This window comes from Streptomyces sp. MAR4 CNX-425 (assembly GCF_048656465.1).
Lineage (GTDB): Bacteria > Actinomycetota > Actinomycetes > Streptomycetales > Streptomycetaceae > Streptomyces.
In genome coordinates this window covers 191,209-208,086 of record NZ_JBMDLF010000008.1, presented here as the reverse complement: position 1 = coordinate 208,086, position 16,878 = coordinate 191,209, and the positions used below count along the sequence as shown (strand labels likewise).

Below are 16,878 nucleotides of genomic sequence, written 5' to 3'. Positions count from 1 at the left end.
GTTCTTGACACGTATCTAGGTCCGACATAAATTTAGGCCAGGTCGACAGAGGATCGGAGGGAGTCACGGATGAATCTGCGCATCACGGCGTTCGACGACCCGGCCGCCACCGGACCGGGCGGATCGCGCCGCGGCCGTCGCCGCGGCGGCCGGGACCCGCTGCGCCGGACGGCGGACGCCCCGGGCCGCGGCCCGTCGGGGCGGACGCCACCGCCGCCGCGGATGCACCGCAAGCAGACGCGCTGACGCGGCGCGCCCCGGGAGGGGGTGGGCCGCCGGAGCAGGACATCGGCAGGGACGGACGGAGGAGGGGCCGGATGAGCGTGACGCAGACCGAGCGGGGGCGTGCCCCGGCCGACGCGGTGCGGGACTACCTGGACCGGATCGGCCGGATCCCGCTGCTGACCGCGGCGCAGGAAGTGGAGCTGGCCCGGCTCGTCGGCGAGGGCGCCCTCGCCGAGAGCCGGCTGGCCGCCGACGCCCCCGCCGCCGACGCCCCGGCGGTCGGCCCGGCGGTCGACGCCCCGGCGGTCGGCCCGGCGGTCGGCGGCGCGGCGGTCGGCCCGGCGGTCGACGCCCCGGCGGTCGGCCCGGCGGTCGGCGGCGCGGCGGTCGGCCCGGCGGTCGGCTCGGCGGTCGACGCCCCGGCCGCCGGGCCGTACGACGGCGCGGAGCGCGACCGGCTCGCGGCGGCGGCCGCGGCCGGGCGCCGGGCCCGGGCGCGGATGACGGAGGCGAACCTCCGGCTGGTGGTGTCCGTCGCCCGCCGCCACACGGGCCGCGGCCTCTCGCTCCTCGACCTCGTCCAGGAGGGCAACATCGGGCTGATGCGCGCGATCGAGAAGTTCGACCCCGCGCTGGGCTTCAAGTTCTCCACGTACGCGGTGTGGTGGATCCGGCAGGCGATCGGCCGGGCGCTCGCCGACCAGGCCCGAACGATCCGCATCCCGGCCCACATGGTCGAGTGGATCAACAAGCTGGGCCGGGCCCGCGCCCGGCTCCGCGTCGAGCTGGGCCGGGAGCCGGAGCCCGCCGAGCTGGCCGCGGCGCTGGACGTCACCGGGGAGCGGCTGGCCTCGATCGAGGAGTTCGCCCGCCGTGAGCCGGTCTCCCTGCACGCGCCGGCCGGCGCGGAGGGCGACGGCGAGCTGGGCGACCTCATCGAGGACCGGGACGCTCCGCCGCTGGACGACGCGATAGGCCGCGCGATGCTGCGCCGGGCGGTGGCGCGGGCGCTGGGAGAGCTGACGGAGCGGGAGGCGGGGGTGATCGGGCTGCGGTACGGCCTGACGGGTGCGAAGCCCAAGTCCCTGACGGAGATCGGGGAGGTGTACGGGGTGACGCGGGAGCGCATCCGTCAGGTGGAGGCGAAGGCCATGGCGAAGCTGCGGCTGCCGAGCCGGGCGGGAACGCTGCGGGACTTCCTCGACTGAGCGCTCCGTCAGGGCGGCCGGCGACCGCCGCGCCCGCCGGCGCGGGCGGGCCCGCGGGGGCGCGCGCCCCGCGTGGGCGCGCCCCGCGTGGGCGCGCCCCGGGGGCTACGCCGGATCCGCGAACCGGACGTCCGTCTTCTCCGCCTCCGGGGCGGCGAAGGCGAGCAGGTCACCGGCGGCCGCCGCCAGCCGGTCCCGGTCCGGCCCGGACAGCGGCGCGAAGGGCCGCAGTTCGACCGCGGCCGTCCGCCGCTTCAGCTCCGGCTGCCACACGCCCGCGACGCGGCCGTCGAGCAGCAGGGTGCCGCGGACGATGCCGTTCGCCGTGAACACCCGCCGCTCGTCGGCCTTGTCGATGATCCGCGTGCGGTCCGCGTGCGCGAGCAGCACGTTGTCGAAGGGGCCGAGGAGCAGCGGCGGCACCGGCGCGCCGGGGTCGGGCAGCTCGGTGCCGGCGAGGTCGAACAGCTCCCGCCCGGTCGCGTCCCGGTACGTCACGAGCCGCGGGCGCAGCCGGTCGAAGACCGCCTTGAGGCCGGTCAGCGACAGCCACTTCTGGGCGTCGGCGACCGACGCCGGGCCGTACGCGGCGAGGTAGCGCAGGACCGTCTCGTCGGGGGCGGGGTCGGTCGCGGAGGGGGCTCCGAGGTACTGGTCGGCGTGCGCGTAGACGAGCCCGCCGCCGGCGCCCCACACCCCGCGCGGCGGCACCTGCACCAGCGGCAGGAGCGAACGGGCCAGGTACGCCAGGTCGTTCGGCTCCCCCTCCGGCCAGCGGGCGGCGAGCCGGGCGCCCAGGTCGTCGTTCGGCAGCGGTCCGCCGGCGAGGGCCGCGCGGGCGGCGTCCGCCAGCTCGGCCGGGTCGAGCCCGGTGAGCCGGCGGCCGGCGGTGGTGGAGAACAGCGTCCGGTCGAGGTACGGCTGCACCACCGCGCGCAGCCGCAGGGCGTCACGGGCGGTGACGAGGTGGAGGGTGCCGCGCATCAGCACCACCCGCACCGCCCGGCGGTCGGTCAGCGGCGCCGACAGGTCGCCGGTGGTGAAGCCGGCGAGCCGGCTCCACAGCTGGTAGTACGGGGCGTCGCCGGACTGCGCCTGGAGCGCGACAAGGTGCTCGACGGCTTCCAGCGGCGTCGCCGCGCGCCGCTCGACGAGCCACTGCCGGTGCAGCAGGGCGCGGCCCAGCGCGCGGGCGTCGAGGACGGTGCCGGGCGGGGTCATGCGGGTTCCCTTCGTCGCGCAGGTGTACGAAGCATGCCAGCCGCCACCGACACCCGCCCCCGGCAGCGCGCCGTGGCGCCGCCCCGGCTAGCCGCTCCCCCGCGCCGCCGGGCGCGGCGGGGTCCGTACCGCGCCGACGCTCGCCGCGATCACCATGCCGATCGCCGCGCACTGCGCCGCCGTGAGTCCCTGGTCCAGCACCAGGAACCCGGCGAGCGCCGCCAGCGCCGGGGCCAGGCTCATCAGCAGCGCGAACGTCGCCGCCGGCAGCCGGCGCAGGGCGAACTGGTCCAGCGCGTACGGCAGCCCGGAGGACATCACGGCCACCGCCAGGCCCAGGCCCAGCGTCACCGGCTCCACCAGCCGGCTCCCCGCGCTCACCGCCCCGACCGGCAGGCTGATCACCGCGGCCACCGCCATCGCGACCGCCAGCCCCTCGGCCCGGGGGAAGCGCGCGCCGGCGCGCGCGCTCATCAGGATGTACACGGCCCACAGGGCGCCCGCGCCGAACGCGAACGCGACGCCCGCCGGGTCGAGACCGCCGAACCCGCCGCCGCTCAGCAGCACCACCCCGCCCAGCGCCAGCGCCGCCCAGAGCAGGCTGGCCGCGCGCCGCCCGGCGATGACGGACAGGGCCAGCGGCCCGAGCACCTCCAGGGTGACCGCGGGGCCCAGCGGAATTCGGTCGATGGCCTGGTAGAAGGACATGTTCATGCCGCTGAGGGCGACGCCGAAGGCGCACAGCACCGCCCAGTCGCCCCGCGTGTGGCCGCGCAGCCGGGGCCGGAACACCAGCAGCAGCAGGACGGCGGCGAGCGTCAGCCGCAGCGTGACCACGCCGAGCGGGCCCGCCCGCGGAAACAGCAGCGCCGCGACCGCGGCGCCGAACTGCGTGGAGAGCGACCCGCTCACCACCAGCGCGACGCCGCCGAGCCGACCGGCGCCCCACCCCCCGCGGGCGCCGCCCCGCGCGCCGGGGCGCCCGGCGCGTACCCCCGTGGGCGCCGGCGCCGCCGCGGGCCGCCCGGCGGTGGAGACGGGGTCGGCGGACGCGGCGGGACCGGGGCTCTGGGACGTCACGCCCCCACGCTACGAGCGCACGCTCCCCGCGTGAAATGCATAACGAGCCCCGGTTATGCTTCCGAAGCATGACGGTGGAGCTGCGGCACCTGCGCGCCTTCCTCGCCATCGCGGAGGAGGGCGGCATCACCCGTGCCGCCGCCCGGCTGGGCACCGGCCAGCCCGCCGTCTCCCGCATCCTGCGCCGCCTGGAGGACCACCTCGGCGTCCTCCTCGTCGACCGCTCCACCCACCATCTGGAGCTGACCCCCGCGGGCCGCGCCTTCCTCGACCGGGCCCGCGCCGCCGTCGCCGCGGCCGACGCCGCCCTGGACCCCGCCGGGCTCGTGGTACGCCCCCTGCGGCTGGGCCACTCCTGGGCCGCCCTCGGCGACGAGACCACGGCGCTGCTGCGCCGCTGGGACGAGGATCACCCCGACGTCCCGCTTCAGCTGCTGCGCATCGACGACCGCTGCGCCGGCCTCGCCCAGGGCCGCGTCGACGTCGCCCTGCTGCGCGCCCCCGCCGCCGGCTGCGCGGCGCGTACTGAGCTGCTGCGCACCGAGGCCCGGGTCGCCGCCGTTCCCGCGGACAGCCCGCTCGCCGCGCCCGGGCGCGGCCCGCTGACCCTCGCCGACCTCGCGCACCTGCCGCTGGCGGTCAACACCGTCTCCGGGATCACCACCCCGGACCTGTGGCCGAAGGCGCACCGGCCGCGCCGGACCGTCGAGGTGGCCAACACGGACGACTGGCTGGCCGCCATCGCCGCCGGCCGCGCGGCCGGCGTCACCACCACGGCCACCGCGCAGGCGCACAGACATCACTCGGTTGCCTACGTCCCGCTGACCGGCGCGCCCACGGTCCCCCTGGTGCTGGCGTGGCGGGATCCGCCGGGCCACCCCGCGGTTCGCGCGCTGGTGACGCTTGCGCACCGGGTGGCCGGGGAACCCGCCCGGGAACCGCCGGGCCCCGGCAGCCGTTGATCGAATAAGGAGCGCGCGGGATAATTGGCCCCACAGCGGTTACAGCGGTAGAAAACCCCCGAACCGTCAGGCAAGACGTCAGGAGACAGACATGGCAGGCTTCCTCGACCGCGCGAAGGAGAAGGCGGAGACCGCGCTGAGCCAGGGCAAGGAGAAGGTCGGGGAGGTGCAGGCGCAGCGCGAGGGCCAGGCCCTCCTGCGCCGGCTGGGCGCGGCCTACTTCAACGAGCAGCGCGGCAGCGGCTCGTCGCAGGAGGTGCAGGACGCCCTTCAGGCCGTCCACGCGCACATCGCCGAGCACGGCGACGGATTCCTCACCCGCGGCTGACCCGGGGCCGCCCACCGGCGTCCCGTGCGTCCCGTGCCCGCAGCCCCGCGACCGGATGAACCGCAGCCGGACGAACCGCGCCCCGGCGGCCCGTCCGGCGGGCGGCTCGCCGCGCTGCGCCCTCGGCTGCCGTCGCCGCTGGAGGAGGTCGCGGACGACCGCCTCGCCGCCCGCGGCATACGGCTGCTGCTCAAGCGCGACGACCTGATCCACCCGGCGCTGCCGGGCAACAAGTGGCGCAAGCTGACACCGAACCTCGCACAGCGGGCGGCCGGCTCCCCGGATGGGAACGGCCGCCCGCTGCTGACCTTCGGGGGCGCGTACTCCAACCACCTGCGCGCCACCGCCGCCGCGGGCCGGCTGCTCGGCATCCCGACCGTCGGCGTGGTCCGCGGCGACGAGCTGGCGGACCGCCCGCTCAACGACTCCCTCGCCCGGGCGGCGGCGGACGGCATGGAGCTGCACTTCGCGTCGCGCGCGACGTACCGGCGCCGCGCCGACCCCGGCTACCACGCCGAACTGCGCGCCCGCTTCGGCGACTTCCAGCTCATCCCGGAGGGCGGCAGCAACGCCGCGGCGGTACGCGGCTGCGCCGCCCTCGGCCGCGAACTCGCCGGCGCGACCCGGACCGCGGTGATCGCCTGCGGCACGGGCGGCACGCTCGCCGGCCTGGCCGCGGGGCTGCCGGCCGGCGCGCGGGCGATCGGGATACCGGTGCTCAGGGGCGGGTTCCTCGGGGCCGAGGTGGAGCGGCTCCAGACCGCCGCGTTCGGCGGCCGGCGCGGCGACTGGCGGCTCGCGGACGGCTTCCACTTCGGCGGCTTCGCCCGCCGCACCCCGGAACTCGACGCCTTCGCCGCCGACTTCGCCGCCCGCCACGGGCTCGTCCCCGAACCCGTGTACGTCGCGAAGATGCTCTACGCCGTCGTCGCGCTCGCCGCCGAGGGCGCGTTCCCGCGCGGTTCCACGGTCGCGGCGGTCGTCACCGGCTGACGCCGGGTCGCCCGGACGAGGGATGCCGGTCGGCGGTCGCCCGCGGGCCCTGTCATAATGGCAACCCGGAGTGACCGTACGGGAATTGGGACGACCAGAACCCTAGCCACGGAGCGTAACTAGGGTTTACTATTAGTGACAGCCGCGGGATAGGGTGGCCTTCTCCGGACCAGGAGACATCCGCTCATCGCACGCGGTAGCGTCGCAGGCGAACGATTTGCCGCGCCGGTCCGTTACTCCCAGTGACGGGGGTCAGGCCGGCGTTTCCATGGCAGAGAGTCGCCACGCACCTTGGAGGTGAGGGTGTCCCAGTTCGAAGGCGAGCCCAGTCCGAAGGACTTCGTCGAAGTCCGGCTGCCGGCTGCCGGGGCGTACCTGTCGGTGCTCCGCACCGCCACGGCAGGGCTCGCTGCCCGCCTGGACTTCACGCTCGACGAGATCGAGGACCTGCGCATCGCGGTCGACGAGGCGTGCGCGATCCTTCTCCAGCAGGCCGTCCCCGGCTCCGTTCTCACCTGCGTCTTCCAGCTCGGGGACGACGCGCTGCTGGTCACCGTCTCGGCGCCGACCACCGACGGCCGGGCGCCCGAGCGCGACACCTTCGCGTGGACCGTGCTGTCCGCGCTGGCGGGCCGGGTGGACGCGACCGTGGGCGAGGACCGCACGGTCACGATCAGCCTGCTCAAGGAGCGCGGCGCGGCGCCGGGGCTGACGTGACGTACGTCAGGGGCGTTCCGATGCGAGACGAGGGCCGGCTGGCCGCGGCGGAGCGAGAGCGGGCGGACCACATGGACGGACTGCAGCAGCACGACGGGCGGGAACCGCAGGACCGCAGCGGCGCGCGGGCGATGTTCCACGAGCTGCGCAAGCTGCCCGCGGAGTCCGCCGAGCACGCCGAGCTGCGGAACGCCCTGGTGCAGATGCACCTGCCGCTGGTGGAGCACCTGGCCCGGCGCTTCCGCAACCGCGGCGAGCCGCTGGACGACCTCACCCAGGTCGCCACCATCGGCCTGATCAAGTCCGTGGACCGCTTCGACCCCGACCGCGGCGTCGAGTTCTCGACGTACGCGACGCCGACGGTCGTCGGCGAGATCAAGCGGCACTTCCGCGACAAGGGCTGGGCGGTGCGGGTGCCGCGGCGGCTCCAGGAGCTGCGGCTGTCGCTGACCTCCGCCACCGCCGAGCTGTCCCAGCTGCACGGCCGGGCCCCGACGGTGCACGAGCTGGCCCACAAGCTGAACATCTCCGAGGAAGAGGTGCTGGAGGGCCTGGAGTCGGCGAACGCGTACTCCACGCTCTCCCTCGACGTCCCCGACACCGACGACGAGTCCCCGGCCGTGGCCGACACCCTCGGCGCGGAGGACGACGCCCTGGAGGGCGTCGAGTACCGCGAGTCGCTCAAGCCGCTGCTGGAGGAGCTGCCGCCGCGGGAGAAGAAGATCCTGCTGCTGCGCTTCTTCGGAAACATGACCCAGTCCCAGATCGCGCAGGAGGTCGGCATCTCGCAGATGCACGTCTCCCGGCTGCTGGCGCGCACGCTGGCGCAGCTGCGCGAGCGGCTGCTCGTCGAGGAGTGAGCCGGGCCGGCGGGTGAGGCGGGTGGCGGGTGCGCGCGGCCGTGACCCCCGGGGCGCGCTGTGCGCCGTTCTGCGGCGCCCGGAGCGTCCGCGGCATCCGGGAGAGCCCCGGGTCCGGTCCCGGGCCGTACGGGCCCGGTGGGCGGCGTGCGGCAGGTGACCGACCGCGCGCCCGTACGGGTACGGGCCGGCGGCCGCCGTGACGCGTACGCGCGCCCGCTCCCCCGGCCCGCCCCGCGGTGCTACGCCGTCCGGCTCGGCCCCACGCCCAGCGCCTCCGCCGTGCTCGGGCTGAGCACGCACACGAGCGTCACCAGCGCGACCGCGCCCAGCAGCAGCCCCAGCGGCAGCATCACGCCACCCGTGGACGCCATCGCCCAGGCCACCGGCAGCGCCAGGATCTGCGTGATCATCGAAGGGCCGCGGCTCCAGCGGCGCTGCCGCCACAGCCCGGCCGAGGCGGCCAGCGGCAGCGCGGCGAGCGCCAGCACGGTGAGCCCGCCGAAGACGGCCTGGCGGGTGCTGTCCGGCTCGCCGAAGACCCCGAGCACCAGCTCGTAGCAGCCGAAGGCGGCGATCACGAGCCCCTCGATCCCGCTCAGCACGGCGGCGACGGCCACCCGCGGCGGGCGCGGCCCGCGCGTGCCGCTCTCCGCGGCCGCACCGGACGCGGCGACCTCCGCCGTTTCCGGCTTGCCCGATCCCCGCTTGCCCGATCCCCGCCCGTCCGGCGCACGCCCCACCGGCTCACGCGTCCCGGAGCCGGCGCCGGCGGGCTTGCGCTTGGCCGTCATACCCGCCGAAGCCCCGTCCGCCGCACCGGTCGCGGGCCTGCGCCCCGTCCCGGCCGCCTTCTCCTGCCCGGACCGAGCGGGCGCCCGCTTCCGCCCGCCCCGGCCCTGCGTTCCGCTCATGCCCTCCAGCCTACCGAGCGGCTCCGGCCCCCCGCGCCAGGGCTGGGCCCGTCTACTTCGCGGTAGGTAACCTGCATGCCATGCGTGCGCTCCTCGTGGTCAATCCCGCCGCCACCGACACCAGTGCCCGGACCCGCGACGTGCTGATCCACGCACTCGCCAGCGATCTGAAGCTGGAGACCGTCACCACCGAGTACCGGGGCCACGCCCGCGACGTCGCCCGGCACGCGGCGGACGGCGGCGAGGTCGACATCGTCGTCGCCCTCGGCGGCGACGGCACCGTCAACGAGGTCGTCAACGGCCTCCTCCACCGCGGCCCCGCGCCGGAGGAGCTGCCCCGCCTCGCCGTCGTCCCGGGCGGCTCCACGAACGTCTTCGCCCGCGCCCTCGGCCTGCCCAACGACGCGGTCGAGGCCACCGGCGCGCTGCTCGACGCGCTGCACTCCGGCAGCGGCCGGACCGTCGGCCTCGGGCTCGCCTCCGGCACCCCGGACACCGACGACGAGGGCGCGCCGCCGCGCTGGTTCACGTTCTGCGCGGGCATGGGCTTCGACGCCGGCGTCGTCGGCCGCGTCGAGCAGAAGCGGGAGCGCGGCAAGAAGTCCACGCACCCGCTCTACGTCCGGCAGTTGCTGCGCCAGTGGCTCGGCGAGGGCGACCGCCGGCACGGCGCGATCACCCTGCGGCGGCCGGCCGAGGACCCCGTCGAGGGCCTGGCCCTCTCGCTCGTCTGCAACACCTCGCCGTGGAGCTACCTGGGCAACCGCCCCCTGTACGCGACCCCCGGCGCGTCCTTCGACACCGCCCTCGACGTGCTCGGACTCGCCAGGCTCTCCGGTCCCGCCCTGCTGCGCTACGGCACCCAGCTGCTGACCTCCTCGCCGGAGCACGGGCCGCACGGCAAGCACGCGGTGTCGCTGCACGACCTCACCGACTTCACCTTGGAATCCCAGGCCCCGCTGCCCTTCCAGATGGACGGTGACCACCTGGGACTGCGTACGAGCGTGACCTTCACAGGCGTACGGCGCGCACTGCGTGTGATTGTGTGAGTGGAAGAGCCGAAAGTCCTTCCAGTCGAACGTTTAGGCTGCGCCTCACCCCCTCGAAGTGGGGCCGTGAGCCAACTGAGACCAAGGAATCCAAAGAAACTTCCCTGAAGGGGTTGTATCCGAAGCTGAGGTTTGCGAACCTTCTTCATGGCGGCCGGAGCGCCTTCCCCACGGGACATGCCTCCAGCGCACTCGCCCCCTCCACATGTTGAAGGTCACACCGGAAATCTGGTCGGACCCCTTCACTTGTCGGAGGATTCGTGAAAGCGTTCACATTCACAAGCAACTGACTCAACACGAAGAGATGGAGCAGTCATGGACTGGCGTCACAGCGCCGTTTGCCGCGAGGAAGACCCCGAGCTCTTCTTCCCGATCGGCAACACCGGTCCTGCGCTGCTGCAGATCGAGGAAGCCAAGGCCGTCTGCCGTCGCTGCCCCGTCATGGAGCAGTGCCTGCAGTGGGCGCTGGAGTCCGGCCAGGACTCCGGTGTCTGGGGTGGCCTCAGCGAGGACGAGCGCCGCGCGATGAAGCGCCGCGCCGCCCGCAACCGGGCGCGCAGGGCAAGCGCCTGACCCGACACCCCCCGGATGCGCGAAGGCGCCGTGGGTCCCACGGCGCCGCTCTCCCCGAGCCGCAGCGCAGCAGCCACCAGCCACACCCCGAGCACCTCAGAGCCCCGGAGCCCGACGGCCCGGGGCTTTTTGCTGCCGCGACGCGGCCGCGACGCGGACCCCCGCGTCAACCCCCGTACGCCCAACCCCCCGGCGCGTCAGCGCTTTTCGGGTTGCACGGGGATGTCGAACACCACCCGCGTGCCCCCCTCCGGCGCCCGCGCCATCGAAAACGTGCCCGCCAACTCCCCCTCGACGAGCGTCCGTACGATCTGCAACCCCAGGCTCCCGGACGCCGCCGGGTCGAACCCCTCCGGCAGCCCCCGCCCGTCGTCCTGCACGGTGACCAGCAGCCGGCTCTCCGGCCGCCCGGCCGAGCGCAGCGCGGTCACCTCCACCCGCCCCGACTCCCCCGTCCCGAAGCCGTGTTCCAGCGCGTTCTGCAGCACCTCGGTCAGCACCATGGACAGCGGCGTCGCGACCTCCGCCGGCAGCACGCCGAAGCGCCCGGTGCGGCGCCCCGTCACCCGGCCGGGGCTGATCTCCGCCACCATCGCCACCACCCGGTCGGCGATCTCGTCGAACTCCACCGTCTCGTCGAGGTTCTGCGACAGCGTCTCGTGCACGATGGCGATCGAGCCGACCCGCCGCACCGCCTCGTCCAGCGCCGCCCGCGCCCGCCCGTCGGGATCCTCGGCGGCCAGCCGGCGCGACTGCAACCGCAGCAGGGCGGCGACGGTCTGGAGGTTGTTCTTCACCCGGTGGTGGATCTCCCGGATGGTGGCGTCCTTGGTCATCAGCTCGCGCTCACGCCGCCGGATCTCGGTGACGTCGCGCAGCAGCACCAGCGACCCGATGCGCGTGCCGCGCGGCTGGAGCGGGATCGCGCGCAGCTGGATGACGCCGCCGTTGCCCTCCACCTCCGCCTCCCGCGGCGCCCAGCCGCTGGCGAGCTTGACCAGCGCCTCGTCCACCGGCTCCTTGCTGACCGCCAGCGCGGAGGTGGCCTGGCCGAGGTGGCGGCCGACGAGATCGGCGGCCTGGCCGAGCCGGTGGTAGGCGGAGAGCGCGTTGGGTGAGGCGTACTGGACGATGCCGTCCGCGTCGAGCCGGATGAGCCCGTCGCCGACGCGCGGCGAGGTCTCGGTGTCGCCCTGCTGCCCGGGGTAGGGGAAGGCCCCGGCGGCGATCATCTGCGCCAGGTCGGAGGCGCTCTGCAGGTACGTCAGCTCCAGCCGGCTGGGGGTGCGCACGGTCAGCAGGTTGGTGTTGCGGGCGATGACGCCGAGGACGCGGCTCTCCCGGCGCACGGGGATGGATTCGATCCGTACGGGCACCTCTTCGCGCCACTCCGGGTCGCCCTCGCGCACGATCCGGCCCTCGTCGAGGGCGGCGTCGAGCATGGGGCGCCGGCCGCGCGGGACGGTGTGGCCGACCATGTCGTCCTGGTACGAGGTGGGTCCGGTGTTCGGGCGCATCTGGGCGACGGAGACGTAGCGGGCGCCGTCGACGGTCGGGACCCAGAGCACGAGGTCGGCGAAGGACAGGTCGGCGAGCAGCTGCCACTCCGAGACGAGGAGGTGCAGCCACTCCAGGTCGGTCTCGCTCAGCGCCGTGTGCCGGCGGACGAGCTCGTTCATGGACGGCACACCTGGAGCCTACCGGCGCCACCACGAGGCGCCTGCGGCCCGCCCGGCCGGACGGGGGCGCCCCGGAGCCGCGGCGGCATGGGCCGCACCGCCGAAAGCCGCAGCGCGCGGCCCCGGTGCCAGCGCGCGCCGCGGAGCACGCGGCCCCGCACAGAGAGGCCCGAGCAGGCATGCCCCCGCGGACAGCGGGCCGGGATGTGCCCCCGACCGCGGTCCGCCGCCACGGGGCGCCTGCGGCCCGCCCGGCCGGACGGGGGCCCCGGAGCCGCGGCGGCATGGGCCGCACCGCCGAAAGCCGCGGCGCGCGGCCCCGCGCAGAGAGGCCGAGGCAGGCAAGACCCCGCGGGCAGCGGGCCGGACGCGCCCCCGACCGCGGTTCCAGGGCCGAACGCGCCCCGACCGCCGCACACCCGCCACCCGCCGCACCGGCGCAGGCGCCGGTGCGCTTCAGGTCGCGGGTCCAGGACAGAACGTGCCCCGGCTGCCGCAGGCGGGCCGCCGCGGCGGAGCCGCCGGCGGGGCCCCGCGGTGCGGGCCGCAGGCCGGAACGCACTTCGGGCCGCGGTGCCTGGACCGGGACCCTCAACCCGTCCGGCACCGCGGCCCGGAGCCAAGCACCGGTGCGCGCGCCGCGGAGTGTGCGGCCCCGCGGCTTCGCAGCCGGTGAGGAGGCCGGGGACGCAGTCAGGGCAGAGAACGCCTCGGGCCTCGTTCCACCCCGTCGTGCGGAAGGGGTGGAAGCCTGACAAGCATTGTGGACTAGACCACTCCCGGCTGTCTACGCCCCGGACGCACCGACTTCACGCCCCTCCGCCGCCGCCGCGAAACCCGCCGCCGCGATCTCCGCCACCCGCTCCAGCAGCTCCCGGTCGGCGCCGTCCCTGGCCTGCGTGGACATGCCCTGGAGCACGGCCCCCGTGTAGCTCGCGAGCTTCTCGGCGTCGGTCCCGGCGGGCAGCACGCCGGCGGCCACGTCGGCCTGTACCCGCGCGGCCATGTTCGTCATGTTCAGCGCGCGCAGCTCGCGCAGCTTGGCCACCACCTCCGGGGTGGTGGCGCTCATGCCGACGCTGAGGACCATGCAGCCGCGCGGCCGGTCGGGGTCGGTGTAGCCGACGGCGGCCTCGCGCAGGATCCGCGTGAAGGCGGCGACGGCGGTGGGCTCCTCGGCCAGGGCGCGGTCGATGAACGTGCCGTTGTCGGTACGGGCGTACACCTCGACCGCCGCGTCGAAGAGCGCCTCCTTGTCGCCGAAGGCGGCGTACAGGCTCGGCGCGCCGATGCCGAGGGACCGCGTGAGGTCGGCGACCGAGGTGGCCTCGTAGCCGTGCTGCCAGAAGGCGTGCAGGGCCTTCTCCAGCGCCTCGTCGCGGTCGAAGGAGCGGGGGCGTCCGCGCTGCTTGGTGGCCATGCCACCAATTCTATAGCGCCCGCTAGCCAATGTGATACGGTTCTTTCTGTAGCGACCTTTACAGAAAGGGGGGCGCAGCCATGGGCGCGCTCACTGGGAAGACGGCACTGGTCACGGGCGCAAGCCGGGGCATCGGCAGGGCGATCGCGGAGCGGCTGGGGCGGGACGGCGCGCGCGTCGCCGTGCACTACGGCAGCAACGAGACGGCGGCGAAGGAGACCGTCGCCGCGATCGAGGCGGCCGGCGGCGAGGCGTTCGCGATCCGGGCCGAGCTGGGCGTGCCGGGGGACGCGGCGGCGCTGTGGGCGGAGTTCGACCGGCACGCGGACGGGCTCGACATCCTCGTCAACAACGCGGGGGTGGCGCTTCAGGCGCTCATCGAGGACACCGAGGAGACGGACTTCGACCGGCTGTTCGCGGTGAACACCAGGGCGCCGTTCTTCGTCACCAAGCTCGGTCTGCCGCGGATGCGCGACGGCGGGCGCATCGTCAACGTGTCCACGGTGGCCACGCACGCGGCGATGATGCCGACGCTGATGGCGTACACGATGACGAAGAGCGCGGTCGACGCCTTCACGAAGTTCCTGTCGAAGTCCGTGGGCGACCGGGGCATCACCGTCAACGCGGTCGCGCCCGGCGCGCTGGACACCGACATGAACGCGGCCTGGCTGCGGGACAACGACGACGCGAAGGCCGGCATGGCCGCGATGTCGCCGCTCGGGCGGATCCCGGAGGTGAGCGAGGTCGCCGACACGGTGGCGTACCTGGTCTCCGGGGACGCAGGGGTGCTGACGGGGACGTACGTCGACGTGTCGGGCGGCGTGCTGCTGTAGCACGCGCCACGGGCCACGGCCCCGGCTCCCCCGCGGGGGAGCCGGGGCCGTGGCCCGTACGCGATCAGCCGGTCAGCGGGTCAGCGGGTCTCCGTGACCTTCGCCAGCGACCGCGGTGCGTCCGGGTCCTGCCCCCGGGCGATCGTCACCTCGTACGCCAGCAGTTGCAGCGGCAGGATCTCCAGGATCGGCTGCACCTCCTCGGCCACCCCGGCCGTCGGCAGCACGAAGCCTCCCGCCGCCGCGTCCACCTGCGCCTTCGGGCCGATGACCACCAGGTCCGCGCCGCGGTCCCGCAGCCGGTCCAGCACCGGCTGGAGCGCCTCGCCGCCGCGGCCGTCCGTGACGATGGCGATGACCGGCGAGACGTTGTCGACCATGGCGAGCGGGCCGTGCAGCAGGTCCGCGCCGGAGTAGGAGAGCGCCGGGATGTACGACGTCTCCATGAGCTTCAGCGCCGCCTCCTTCGCCGTCGGGTAGCCGAAGCCGCGCGACGTGAGGACCATCCGCTCGGCGAAGCGGTACCGCTGCGCCAGCGCCTTCACCTCGTCCTGGCGGGCGAGGATCTGCTCCGCCAGCTCCGGCAGCACCGCCGCCGCCTCCCCCTGCCCGCCGCGCATGCCCTCGACGAAGAGGTAGAGCGCCAGCAGCGAGGCGGTGTACGTCTTCGTCGCCGGCAGCGCCTTCTCCGGGCCCGCCTGGACGTCGATGTGGTACTCGCTGACGCCCGCCAGCGGCGAGTCCGGGTTGTTCGTCACCGCCAGCGTGATCGCGCCGGCGTCACGGGCGGCGCGGGTGGAGGCGACGAGGTCCGGCGAGCCGCCGGACTGGCTGACGGTGATCACCAGCACGTCGGTGAGGTCCGGCTTGGCCTCGTACGCCGTCGTGGTCGACATCGAGGTCAGCCCGCAGGGCAGCCCGAGCTGGATCTCCAGCAGGTACTTGGCGTACAGCGCGGCGTTGTCCGACGTGCCGCGCGCCGTCAGCAGCGCGAAGCGCGGCGAACGGGCGGCGATCGCCTCGGCGACCCGGCGGATCTCCGGGGCGCCGTGGGCCAGGACGCGGCGCAGGGCCTCGGGCTGTTCGGCCATCTCGCCGGCCATGATCCGGCCCGGCTGGGCGGTGGTCATGCGGGGTGCCTCCGTATGCGGTGTCAGGTGGTACGGGCGGAAGGGCAGTGGGGGTCAGGCCCCGGCGCCCTTGCCGGTGACGACCTCCGCGGCGGCGCGCCCGCAGACGCGCGCGGCCCCGTGCGTCGCGATGTGCAGCGCCCCGCGCGGCGGCGCCTGCGGCACACCCATCTCCACCACGACGGTGTCGGGGCGGACGGCCAGCAGGGCGTCGAGCGCGTCCGCCATCCAGGGGTGGCGGTGGACGTCGCGCACCACTGCGATGATCCTACGGTCACCGGCCGCCGCGAGCACATTTGCGGTCAGCGCCGACAAACCCTCCCGGCTCGCCACGTCCCCGCTGCCGCCGGAGCCCTCGGCGCCGGCGGCGGAGCCGTCGAAGACCGCGGACTCGGTGCCGGGCAGCGCGCGCTCCAGCTCCGCGCCCACGCCCCACGGGGTCTCCCGGCCCACCGCGATGCTCGCGACCGGGGTGAACCCCGCGACGTACACCGGGCCGGACGGCGGCACGTAGTCCCGCGCGCCGGTGAGGCGCAGCGCCCGGCGCGCAGCGGTCTGGCCGACGCCGGGGTCCGGCGCGATCCCCTCCACCGCGCCGCCCGCGGCCGGCGCCGGCCAGCCCGCCAGGGCCCGTACCCGGGCAGCGGCGTCGGCGAGCCGCTCCTCGGGCAGGTCCCCGCTGCGCACCGCGGCGACGAGCGCGTCCCGGGTGCGCAGCACGATCTCCTCGTCGCCGCGGGCGCCGATGCACATCGCGTCGGCGCCGGCGGCCACGGCCCGTACGGCGCCGCCCTCGATGCCGTACTTGGCCGCGATGGCCTGCATCTCCAGCGCGTCGGTGATGACCAGCCCGGTGAAGCCGAGCCCGCCGTCGGCGACGGGGGCGCGCAGCAGGCCGGTGAGCACCGCCGGACTGAGGGTGGCGGGCAGGTCGGTGCGGAGCGCGGGCAGCAGGATGTGCGCGCTCATGACGGCCCGGGTGCCGGCGGCGACCGCGGCCCGGAACGGCACCAGCTCACGCTCGCGCAGCACGTCGGCGGAGACGTCGATCCGCGGCATCGCGTGGTGCGAGTCGACGTTGGTGTCGCCGTGGCCGGGGAAGTGCTTCGCGCACGCGCTGACGCCCGCCTCCTGGAGGCCTTCGATGTACGCGGCGGTGTGCCGGGCGACGAGGGCGGGGTCGGCGCCGAAGGAGCGGGCGCCGATGACGGGGTTGTCGGGGTTGGAGTTGACGTCCGCGGACGGCGCCCAGTTCAGGTTCACGCCGACCTCGGCGAGCCGGCGGCCCAGCTCGCGGGCGACGGCCCGGGTGAGTCCGGGGTCGTCGACGGCGCCGAGGGCGAGGTTCCCGGGGAACGAGGAGCCGCTGCGCACCTCCAGCCGGGTGACGTCGCCGCCCTCCTCGTCGATCGCCACCAGCACCTCGGGCCGGACGGCGCGCAGCCGGGCGGTGAGCCGGGCGACCTGCTCCGGGCTCTCGATGTTGCGGCCGAAGAGCCCGACGCCGGTCAGGCCCTCGTCGAGGCGGCGCAGCACCCAGTCCGGGGGCTCGGTGCCCAGGAAGCTCGGCTGCAGTACGGCGAGGGCGTCCCGGGTCAGGGTGTCGGTGGCCCCTGCGAGTGTCGTCATGGGCGTCGTGCTGTCCCTTCCCGCGGCGGTGGTCCCGCCGCAGCTTACGAGGTGGTA

The 16,878-nt window shown here is 75.4% G+C and carries 16 protein-coding genes and 2 pseudogenes; 11 read left to right on the top strand and 7 right to left on the bottom strand.

Annotated elements, in window-relative coordinates:
* Window positions 1-69 precede the first annotated feature (69 nt).
* The 3 genes and pseudogenes from ACHZ99_RS22840 to ACHZ99_RS22830 form a co-directional block, all read left to right on the top strand.
* Window positions 70-246, top strand: coding sequence for a hypothetical protein (locus ACHZ99_RS22840; RefSeq protein ID WP_420306564.1), 177 nt, complete (start codon window positions 70-72; stop codon window positions 244-246).
* A gap of 71 nt (window positions 247-317) precedes the next feature.
* Window positions 318-437, top strand: a pseudogene (locus tag ACHZ99_RS22835) (sigma-70 factor domain-containing protein); the annotation flags it as partial.
* Between the two features lie 258 nt (window positions 438-695).
* A pseudogene (locus ACHZ99_RS22830) lies at window positions 696-1,433 on the top strand (sigma-70 family RNA polymerase sigma factor); the annotation flags it as partial.
* A gap of 105 nt (window positions 1,434-1,538) precedes the next feature.
* Here the strand turns inward: ACHZ99_RS22830 and ACHZ99_RS22825 are convergent.
* Together ACHZ99_RS22825 and ACHZ99_RS22820 are read right to left on the bottom strand one after the other, a co-directional pair.
* Entirely contained in the window at window positions 1,539-2,654 is a 1,116-nt protein-coding gene (locus ACHZ99_RS22825; RefSeq protein ID WP_420306563.1) for a winged helix DNA-binding domain-containing protein, read from the bottom strand.
* An 87-nt stretch (window positions 2,655-2,741) separates the two neighbouring features.
* Window positions 2,742-3,734 carry an EamA family transporter gene (locus ACHZ99_RS22820; RefSeq protein WP_420306562.1) on the bottom strand — a complete coding sequence of 331 codons (993 nt, stop codon included), beginning with the start codon at window positions 3,732-3,734 and terminating at the stop codon, window positions 2,742-2,744.
* 68 nt (window positions 3,735-3,802) lie between these two features.
* Between ACHZ99_RS22820 and ACHZ99_RS22815 the strand changes: the two genes are divergently transcribed.
* From ACHZ99_RS22815 to ACHZ99_RS22795, 5 genes are all read left to right on the top strand, one after another.
* Window positions 3,803-4,696 (top strand): LysR family transcriptional regulator, encoded by an 894-nt coding sequence (locus tag ACHZ99_RS22815; RefSeq protein ID WP_420306561.1) that lies wholly within the window; start codon window positions 3,803-3,805, stop codon window positions 4,694-4,696.
* A gap of 91 nt (window positions 4,697-4,787) precedes the next feature.
* Entirely contained in the window at window positions 4,788-5,024 is a 237-nt protein-coding gene (locus tag ACHZ99_RS22810; protein ID WP_420306560.1) for a hypothetical protein, read from the top strand.
* Window positions 5,025-5,057: 33 nt separating this feature from the next.
* Window positions 5,058-6,017: a 1-aminocyclopropane-1-carboxylate deaminase/D-cysteine desulfhydrase gene (locus ACHZ99_RS22805; protein WP_420306559.1), complete on the top strand. Its 960-nt coding sequence runs from the start codon at window positions 5,058-5,060 to the stop codon at window positions 6,015-6,017.
* A gap of 303 nt (window positions 6,018-6,320) precedes the next feature.
* Complete coding sequence (locus ACHZ99_RS22800; protein ID WP_018835073.1) at window positions 6,321-6,734, top strand: anti-sigma regulatory factor; 414 nt, start codon at window positions 6,321-6,323, stop codon at window positions 6,732-6,734.
* Window positions 6,623-7,594, top strand: a complete 972-nt coding sequence (locus ACHZ99_RS22795) for an RNA polymerase sigma factor SigF (protein ID WP_420306558.1) — start codon at window positions 6,623-6,625, stop codon at window positions 7,592-7,594. Before ACHZ99_RS22800 ends, ACHZ99_RS22795 begins: the two co-directional genes overlap by 112 nt.
* A 242-nt stretch (window positions 7,595-7,836) precedes the next feature.
* On the opposite strand, the gene ACHZ99_RS22790 is transcribed toward ACHZ99_RS22795, so the two are convergent.
* The gene (locus tag ACHZ99_RS22790) at window positions 7,837-8,508 is read right to left on the bottom strand and encodes a hypothetical protein (protein WP_420306557.1); all 672 of its coding nucleotides are present in this window, start codon (window positions 8,506-8,508) and stop codon (window positions 7,837-7,839) included.
* 80 nt (window positions 8,509-8,588) lie between these two features.
* Here ACHZ99_RS22790 and ACHZ99_RS22785 point away from each other — a divergent pair, with 80 nt between their 5' ends.
* Together ACHZ99_RS22785 and ACHZ99_RS22780 are read left to right on the top strand one after the other, a co-directional pair.
* Complete coding sequence (locus ACHZ99_RS22785; protein ID WP_420306556.1) at window positions 8,589-9,557, top strand: diacylglycerol/lipid kinase family protein; 969 nt, start codon at window positions 8,589-8,591, stop codon at window positions 9,555-9,557.
* Between the two features lie 315 nt (window positions 9,558-9,872).
* Entirely contained in the window at window positions 9,873-10,130 is a 258-nt protein-coding gene (locus ACHZ99_RS22780) for a WhiB family transcriptional regulator (protein WP_018835069.1), read from the top strand.
* 197 nt (window positions 10,131-10,327) lie between these two features.
* Here the strand turns inward: ACHZ99_RS22780 and ACHZ99_RS22775 are convergent, their stop codons facing one another.
* Window positions 10,328-11,809 (bottom strand): sensor histidine kinase, encoded by a 1,482-nt coding sequence (locus ACHZ99_RS22775; protein ID WP_420306555.1) that lies wholly within the window; start codon window positions 11,807-11,809, stop codon window positions 10,328-10,330.
* A gap of 787 nt (window positions 11,810-12,596) precedes the next feature.
* Window positions 12,597-13,229 carry a TetR/AcrR family transcriptional regulator gene (locus ACHZ99_RS22770; RefSeq protein WP_420306554.1) on the bottom strand — a complete coding sequence of 211 codons (633 nt, stop codon included), beginning with the start codon at window positions 13,227-13,229 and terminating at the stop codon, window positions 12,597-12,599.
* An 80-nt stretch (window positions 13,230-13,309) separates the two neighbouring features.
* On the opposite strand from ACHZ99_RS22770, the gene ACHZ99_RS22765 reads away from it, so the two are divergent.
* Entirely contained in the window at window positions 13,310-14,062 is a 753-nt protein-coding gene (locus ACHZ99_RS22765; protein WP_420306553.1) for an SDR family oxidoreductase, read from the top strand.
* A gap of 80 nt (window positions 14,063-14,142) precedes the next feature.
* On the opposite strand, the gene ACHZ99_RS22760 is transcribed toward ACHZ99_RS22765, so the two are convergent.
* Together ACHZ99_RS22760 and ACHZ99_RS22755 are read right to left on the bottom strand one after the other, a co-directional pair.
* Entirely contained in the window at window positions 14,143-15,192 is a 1,050-nt protein-coding gene (locus tag ACHZ99_RS22760) for an SIS domain-containing protein (RefSeq protein WP_420306552.1), read from the bottom strand.
* Between the two features lie 54 nt (window positions 15,193-15,246).
* Window positions 15,247-16,821: a glycoside hydrolase family 3 protein gene (locus ACHZ99_RS22755; protein WP_420306551.1), complete on the bottom strand. Its 1,575-nt coding sequence runs from the start codon at window positions 16,819-16,821 to the stop codon at window positions 15,247-15,249.
* Window positions 16,822-16,878: the final 57 nt, after the last annotated feature.